6 protein-coding genes are annotated in these 8171 nt (G+C 55.1%); 1 reads left to right on the top strand and 5 read right to left on the bottom strand.

Annotated elements, in window-relative coordinates; genetic code table 11:
- Window positions 1–217: 217 nt before the first annotated feature.
- The 5 genes from GYA94_RS23695 to GYA94_RS23675 form a co-directional block, all read right to left on the bottom strand.
- A complete protein-coding gene (locus GYA94_RS23695) occupies window positions 218–1345 on the bottom strand; it encodes a hypothetical protein (protein ID WP_161893213.1) in 1128 nt (375 codons plus the stop codon).
- A gap of 160 nt (window positions 1346–1505) precedes the next feature.
- A complete protein-coding gene (locus GYA94_RS23690; RefSeq protein WP_161893212.1) occupies window positions 1506–2585 on the bottom strand; it encodes a patatin-like phospholipase family protein in 1080 nt (359 codons plus the stop codon).
- Entirely contained in the window at window positions 2582–3490 is a 909-nt protein-coding gene (locus tag GYA94_RS23685; protein ID WP_161893211.1) for a diguanylate cyclase regulator RdcB family protein, read from the bottom strand. The genes GYA94_RS23690 and GYA94_RS23685 overlap by 4 nt, the downstream gene beginning before the upstream one ends.
- Entirely contained in the window at window positions 3487–5907 is a 2421-nt protein-coding gene (locus tag GYA94_RS23680; protein WP_161893210.1) for a dynamin family protein, read from the bottom strand. Before GYA94_RS23680 ends, GYA94_RS23685 begins: the two co-directional genes overlap by 4 nt.
- Before the next feature lie 244 nt (window positions 5908–6151).
- The gene (locus GYA94_RS23675) at window positions 6152–6409 is read right to left on the bottom strand and encodes a hypothetical protein (RefSeq protein ID WP_161893209.1); all 258 of its coding nucleotides are present in this window, start codon (window positions 6407–6409) and stop codon (window positions 6152–6154) included.
- A 118-nt stretch (window positions 6410–6527) separates the two neighbouring features.
- Between GYA94_RS23675 and GYA94_RS23670 the strand changes: the two genes are divergently transcribed.
- Window positions 6528–7403, top strand: a complete 876-nt coding sequence (locus tag GYA94_RS23670; protein ID WP_161893208.1) for a BrxR family helix-turn-helix transcriptional regulator — start codon at window positions 6528–6530, stop codon at window positions 7401–7403.
- Window positions 7404–8171 lie beyond the last annotated feature (768 nt).

Below are 8171 nucleotides of genomic sequence, written 5' to 3'. Positions count from 1 at the left end.
GACTTCCCTGGACGCTTACCGACTAGGTAATGCATAACCAGGAATATGTGCTGCAGCGCTATCAGATCGACCCTAAGAGGCTTGATCGAAGCTGAGGCGCGTCAGGTTGTGATGCGACCTGAATGGGTCGCGGTAGGGACGGTAGCTACCTGCCGTCCCCCGCACTGATCCGTATGTGCGGAACTGACGGCAAGCCTGCAGACGCTGAATGGCCGATCTACGCGTGCATAACACGCAACAAGTATTCGACAATTTTCCCGCTCGATGCGTTGCTATCATCTTTCGAATCCTGCACTGCTCGGTTTACTTGATCTGAAAAATATATCTCTTTCAGCCCTGGTAGATCCCGTCGGCGTAAACGTGCGGGCATACAAGGCGCTGTGAATGCCAGCAGCAAGCAAAGGATAACTTTCTCGCGCAAAGCTCCACGTGGGCGATGGTCTCCAGACCTCGCCATGGCCTCGAACAATTTATACATGAAGCACGACAGATGAAAAATGTCGTCTTCCCCCACTAATGCCTGCGGATGAACGCCTATATTCACGTAGCAGGTGTACCGTATCTGGCTGTCCACTGGCGGCAGCACAGGCCGAGGCCATATCAGTTCGCTCGCGGCTTCAAGCACATCGGGCTGTACGCCAGGCACAGTAAAGTTGAATCCTTCGCGCTCGCGGGCTTCCTCCCCGGAAGGCTGGCTGCGATGCAATACGATAGTGGGGGCTTTTTCTTTTCGCGGCGAATTTTCCCGTAGCTCCACATCAACGCAAAAGCCGCGCGACTCCAAATCAACCAGGGCATTGAGAATGATCTCAACCAGTTGCTGCCGAAAGTCCCTGTTCAGCTTGCCCTGGTGGTCGAAAATTGCGCCTTGTATTTCTTTGACGTCCCAAAGAATACGATGCAAGTCTGGGGTCACGAGGCTGTACCAATCGCGCAACCGACCGGCATCCACGGACACATCTTCGCAAAGCGCGGCACGTTGCCGAAGCGTAGCCAATTCAGCTTGCAGCTTTGCAATTTCGGCCTGGGCCGCCTTTAGTGAGCTCTGTGCCTGCTTGTCACGCGCTTTCACAGCTTTGGCGAGGCCATCACCATCAGTAAGGTTCGAGAACCGGGTTTGCCCAGCAACATCTTCATGGAAACGGGCCACCGGCACGCGGTCAATTGGCCCAAGCAACTGATCATGCCAAGCAGCAAAAGTGAGATCTTGTGCAGCGCCTGCAGGAACGCTGCCTTTAATCGCACGGTCGAGAACGCTTTCTTCGACCCCAGAAAAATCAGCCAGAACACCATATTTGATCAGCACATTCAGTTGCGCTTCTCTAACCTTCTTCTCCAACCCCACGCTCGCGCTCCTTTGCGTCAGCCCTACTTGCTAGCAGATTGGGCAAAGCATGCCCGCAGCACCGGCAAAGTGCTAGCATTCGAACGTCGGGAGGAAGAGTCGATAGACGGGTAGCCTTGAATAGTGAGAGGCTCGGCATACCACCCTTCCCCCGCGATGCTCACCTCAATCGTGCCATAGCGTCTGCAAGCACCTGATCAGCGTTAGTGGACTCACGCTCAATGCTAACCAGCGCCGCTTCCGAAGTGCGTAACTCATTGCGCGCGCTCTGTGCATTCAGAACGCGACCAACACACTGAAGCGTGTCCTGATACCCCTGCTCGATCCACGATGGAATTTTCTCGCCATCAAAACCTAGCAAGTCGCGAGCCCCGGCCAAAGGCCCATTCGCACGGGCCAAACTCTTGCTCGGGCGAATCTCCAAAATGGTAGCGTCTGGGAATCGCTGCCTACTCCAAACTGATCCATCACTTAGATGCGTGACGATAACCAGGTTGCAACCCGCCTCTAACAAGGGCGTAATCGGCGTATTGCCTTGCATGGTTTGCCAGCCACCCTGCCCGCCATCTGACCAGCTTCGCCCATCATGGCGACGTGATTTGAAAAGCAACGGAAGCGCCGCAGAGGCCAGCAAGATGCGTTTCTGTTCCTCCTCATCTTCAATCGACTGGACATGGAAAAACTTTGAATGTGGCGTGTCACCGAAGCCAAGTTCAGCAAAAAGAGCACGCGCTATATCCTCGAAGCCTCCCAAGCTTTCGTAGAGAGAAACGTAAAGTGGCAGGCCTCGCTGCAGATCTTTGCTGACCAAAAACTCATCCATCAGTTGCTGCAACGGTTTGTCGTCTAGAAAACCGTCTTCCCAGCCATTCAGCCACTCGGGGAATTCGACATCAAAGCGCTGGGCTAGCTTCTTGGCGCCATGAGCTGCAGCAAGAATGGCAGGCGCGCCGTTAATACGTAAACCTGCAGCTACCAGCAACGACACATAGCCAGGTATTTTCAAACTCAAAGGAGAGCTTTTACTCAAACGCCCCCACAATTCCTCCAGACGCTCTATGGCAACATCCAGCGAAGGCGCTGACGCAAGAATGCCCCCATTGAGTGCTCCGATACTTGCACCTGAAACAGCATCAATGCGAGTACCCAGCTCGCGCAAGGCTTTCAACACACCAACTTGGTATGCACCTTTCGCTCCTCCGCCCGACAATACTAAGCCCACTTTCAAGGATGCACTCATGCTGAGGTCTCCAAGAACAGTTCAGTGACCAACCCCTCAGTCATACGCCGGGCAGAGCTCAGCAGAGGCACTTGGAGGGGTAACTCGTCAGGCACCTGCGAGATTGCATAGGTCATTGGCGAACGATCAGGACACGACCAATCACCCAAATAAGCAAGTGTCTCTTCGCTTAAGTTCCATGGTGCGTCAGGCGATGGCCTCGCCAGCCAGCGGTTTCGGGTATCGATGCGCTCCGCTTGCCCCACCTGAGCGTCGTGACTCAGCTGTATGATTGCCCGGTTGGCTAGGTCCTCCAGTAGTTGCTGACGCTCAGCACCAGAAATGGTTAGGCAATGATCGCCGAATGCCCCCCAGCGCAACTCTTCCAGCACCGCATAACAGCAGCCAGTCAGGCTAAGACCAGCGAACCGACCCGCGCCCCACTTGCCCATAACACTCTCGAGGTGTAACTGGGCACGTTGCGTACAATCGATTCTCGCAACATTTTGCTCTAACGCACTGCACCGATCGCCAAGGTGCTGCGAAAGTCGCTCCAACGCATAGCGGGTATCAGCTGAATAGTTAGCGACCGCAGCTAGATCGTGCTTCAGTCCATTCACCCGCATCTGCACCTGATAAATCGCGCGGTTACTCTTGGCCAACGATTGAGTCAAGTCGCCCAGCCACTCCAGTGCCCCTTCGACACCATCGGTGAGGCTTGCATTGATTTCCGCCTGGTTCTGGGCTGTTTTGCCAGTGAACCCATCGTAAAGGCGGTCGAACATCCCGGTTCGAGCCGACATATGCCTCTGGCGCTCACGCACCACATCGATACCATTGGCGAAGTCCACCACGAATTTTTCCGGCAGGCAGGTAAACAGACGGGTCACTTCGCCAATCAACTCATCGTTTTGCACTTCGCTCATGCTGGCACTCCAGCCAGGCTCACATCTCGCAGCAGCTCCTCGCTGTCGCGCTTGATGGGCACAACCCGGTGTTTGTAACTAGAAAGCAAACCAGCTAGTGCAATTTGCTCGTCCTGGCTGCGCTCCTGATCGCGAATACTCTGCTGCAGGTCGCTTCGAATGCTTTCTATACTGCCTTTTAGTTGATCGAAGAAGGTGTGAAGCCCTTCCTTCAGAGGCTGAGCGATAGTGTCCGCAGCGGAGGCTTCTAGGTCTTTGAACAGATGTTCGATAGATACGTCGATGGCCTTTCGGACCTTGTTGATATCAACTGCGTAATAACCCTGCTTGACCGTGTACTCTTCCCAGCCCCAGTCAGATGTCCCGAACCAGCTACAAATGGTGCCCCATGCCCCTTTGCTGCGGCGAGAGCGCGTGACGTTACGGTTCTTACTATCCACCGAATCACGCAGAACCTCGCCAGCGGTGTACCTGAGAGTCAGCGGGGTTGTGTCAGGGATTTTCACATCGATGGAAAAGCCGCTGCGATTGAGCCGCTCATTCAGGCCCGCGATAAGCTTGTTGGCTTCGGCTTCGATATCAACTGCGAAAGTAATGCGGAAATCCTTGAGAATTTCACCCATGCGCTTTACCAGTTCGACTTCACCATCGCTAATGATGCTGTGCACACCATCTTCGATTTTTTTCAGCAGCGCTTCAGCCTCAGACTTCTGATCGAAGTTGATCACCGGGCTTTTTTCGTCGAACTCAAAATCGAAACCGTTGCGCGCGCGTCGAGCCCCTTCGCCCCCCAACCAAGTGCTAAACGCTCCCTTGAGGAGCCCTGCCATGGTTGGTGCGTGCTGCTCTTGCATTCGGGCGACGGCTTGTTGCTGCTCTTGCCGCTTTCCCGCTTTGAATCCTTCGCCGACCTCATGCTTGATAGCCTCCGCCAATTCGGTGAACGTCATGCTCATCTCGCACTTGATTTCCGCCAGCGCGTTCTGCGAAGACTCCTCGCTGTCCTGTTCCAGGCGATCAATCATCGCAATGTCAGCGCGCAGCGATCCAATCTGCTCCTGAAGTTCTTCAGCACTCTTGGCCAGCGCTGTATCACGCACTTCCAGGAAGCGTGCAAGGCGGGTCGCCGTGTCAACCAGCTTCGACGCAGCAGAGGACAATGCCATGACGGCTGCCTGCCGGTGGGCCTTGAAGATCACTTTCTCAAGCGGCTCGGCGAAATTTGATTTCTTCCAAAGGTGACTGGCACCGCGCTGGACAAGTTCGGTGTCTTGCAAGGCGTCTTCCCACTCCATGCCCAGCACCAACTGGCCGAAGTCTTCGACCCAGGCATTTTGGCCTCTCTTGGCCTCAGGTAGCTTGCCGTGGTTGGCAATTTCTTGTTGGGCACGGCTGGCCAGATATCCCCAGCGCGAAGAGACTGGATAGACATCTGCTGCATCGAGCCTGCGATTCATCAACGACTCAGCCACGAAGGTACGTGTTTGGTCAGCACTGTCGCCGTTGCGGTCCCTCTGATCGAACTTGTTCACCAAGGCAAACAGTCGCCCTTCGGCAATATCAGCGATCTCATCCAGCTCCTTTCGCACCTGCTCGTCGGCGTCAGACTTAAGTTGTGTGAAGTCCATGACGGCCAAAACAGCAGAAGCCTTCTTCAACTGCTCCTTGAGCATTTTGCGAAGATGCTGCTGGCCCGCCTCATTGGGGCCGGGCGTATCGAGCAATGCCAATTTACCCTGACCTGCCGCATGGCCGAGATGAGAAAATTCGATGCGGATGACAGGGTAATCGTCGATACTGGAGTAGCTGCCAAAGGGGAAGTCCACCCCTAAAAACGCCGCAAGCCGTACCAAATCGTTCAGGCTTTTGAGAAACCAGAAGATATTCTCCGATCCTTCATAGAGCGCTTTGAAACTTCCCCGCTGATCAATCAGCTTCAGCAGGTCAAGCATGTCATCGGTACGTTCCAGATTCTGTAGCGCCGCGTCACCTCGGTCAGATGAGATTACTTTGCCGAGCTGCACAATGAGGTCGTTGATCGGTTTGCAGTTTTTCAGCTCTAACACTGGCTCAACTTGGCCAGGGGTGTGTTCGATCAGGGTCGGCAACGCAGTCATTGGCCGGTTGCGGTTTGGCAGCACTTCATGCCCAACGATGGCATTGATTGTGGTCGATTTACCGGCCTTCATGGTGCCGACCACGGCCAAGACCATCTTCAATTCACGGATTTTGGCCAGCTCGCCTTCGAGGTAACCAATCTCTTGGGTGACATTCGCTTTGCTGAAGGTCTGATGCTCATCACCCCGATCATCAGACAGCACACCCTCGCCTTCCTGCACGTGATGCAGCAGGCCTAGCTCCAAACTGAGAAGCCGGCGGGCCTCGTCACGTAGCAGATCTATCGATTGTTCCTGCATCAAAAACTCCTTGCGCGAGGCTCCATTGGCCCCTAGTCATCCGTAAAACGCCTACCGCAGACAAGCGGCCTAAAATCGTCACGCCGATAATATCAAAATGAAGGCAATCTACTGTTAACTCAAATTACGATTGCCGGAGGAGCAAACAAAGAGCGTTATAACCTTGACCACACCACCCCAGAGATGGCGACAGCCCGCTACGCAAACGCCCTGAACGGTACGCTACTCAATCGATTGCCGCTGATCACTCCTCAACCGGCAGCAACGCCTCGAGCAACTCCAACTTGCGCCGCAACTGCACTACATGCTCCCGCTCCGCCCGCAACGCAGACCTCAACTCGCGGTTCTCCGTCTCCCAGATCTGCAACCAGCGCAAACCGGTCTGGCAATGCTCGACCTTCTTGCCCAGCTCGCCCAGCCTCAACCCCTGCTGTACCAACACAAGCAGAATGATCCCTATCGCCACCAAAGCGCCCGTCGCAACCACTTCTGGCATCGTCATGCTCACGTCCTTTACTGTCCCCGATGTATTCCGATGGACAGCGAAGATATGTAATGAATAATTACACGTCTAGAATGTAGACTTATACAGGTAAAGTAATCACGCACATGGAGAGGGAATGAAACGCACGCAATCCGTCGAGCAGGTTCGCTGGGATCTGGCACTTCGCTATCGTCTGATCGAAACCGTTGCCTGGTGGGAGGGCCGGCTGACCACAGGGCACCTGATACAGAGCTTTGGCATCAGCCGCCAGCAGGCGTCGAAAGATATCAACACCTACATCACCGAACATGCGCCCGAAAACCTTACATATGACAAGAAGATCAAGGGGTATGTACCCAGCGAGCAGTTCGAGCCGCAATTCATCGAAGACAGCGCCAGCGCCTACCTGCACCTGCTGTACCAGAATAATGAGCGCTCCCCGCACATCGACGGGCTGGCTTTGGCCTATGCGCACACCCGGGTACTGGAGGTGCCTGACCGCCCAATTCGGCCCGAGGTACTGCGCCCGCTGCTCAAGGCCTGCCGTGAAGGCCTGCGCCTGGAAACCGAATACGTGTCCTTCAACACCCCCAACGTCGAGGTGCGCCTGATCGCACCGCACACGCTGGTGTACACCGGCATGCGCTGGCACGTGCGGGCCTACTGCGAAAAGAACGGCGAGTACCGCGACTTTGTCCTCAGCCGCCTACGGGGGCAGCCAGACTTACTCGACGCCTCCCCAAACACCCGCGAGCAGGATGAAGATTGGAATATAGAGGTGCCAATCATCTTCGAGCCTGATTGGCGGTTGAACGCGGCGCAGAAGGCAATTATCGAAACCGACTTCGGAATGACGCAGGGACAATTGGTGGTCTCCAGCCGCCGGGCACTGGTGAAGTATGTGCTGCAGCGGTATCAGATCGACCATCGCAACATGGCAATACTGCCTGAGGCCCAGCAACTGGTGGTGAGCAACCTTCAGGAACTGCAGCCGTGGTTGATGAAGTACTAATACTTAGCTCCTCGCAGCGTCAACCGAAATAAACTGCGAGACTGCGTCAACCTGCTCGGCACGCTTAGTGCTTCAGCTCAGTGGCTGTGATTGGAACAGGGGTCGCCCGACAACTGGCGACCGATCTGTCCATCGGTAGGCCAAGTATACTTTTCGCAGTATTCCAATCGGTATTCCAGCTCAAAATACAAACCGGAATTTTCACGATTAATCAAAATGTTACTAACCTAGTTCAAATTACCCCGGCCCACCAAATTCCAAAAAGAAGACGCCCCCAGGCGTAATGCCAGTCAGTTAAGCCTTAGTGGCAGCAATTGGTCTGCTTCGCAGCCCATCGCCGGCAAGCCAGCTCCCACAGGTACTGCGCAAAGCTTGAGGTCTGCACTGCTCCTGTGGGAGCCCGGCTTGCCGGCGATGAGCCGCAAAGCGACCCCAATCGCTTAACTAACAGACCTTACCCGAGGCGCCTTTTTGTGCCTGTGGTTGACTGGCCCGGTGCCAAACGATCAGATTTAACCCCTTCCGCGTAGGACGTTTCCCAAAGATACTCTCTGCGCCTGTTTTCCGTTGCGGTCGCTATTTCAGGGTTTTAGGCTCGGTGTGTCGTTGGTTTTCAACGACCGGGTTTAGCCGCCTGAAATCGTCGGACACCGCAGCAGTGCAATACCGAGTAATCGGTATTGGCGCCTTATGGCGGCTGTGCGTGGGGCACCTTCGGGTGCGCCGGGTGCCTGACGTCCCGGTCGGCTAACCCGCGTACAGCTGCCA

Source organism: Pseudomonas juntendi (assembly GCF_009932375.1).
Lineage (GTDB): Bacteria > Pseudomonadota > Gammaproteobacteria > Pseudomonadales > Pseudomonadaceae > Aquipseudomonas > Aquipseudomonas juntendi.
This window is presented reverse-complemented; position numbering and strand designations above follow the sequence as displayed.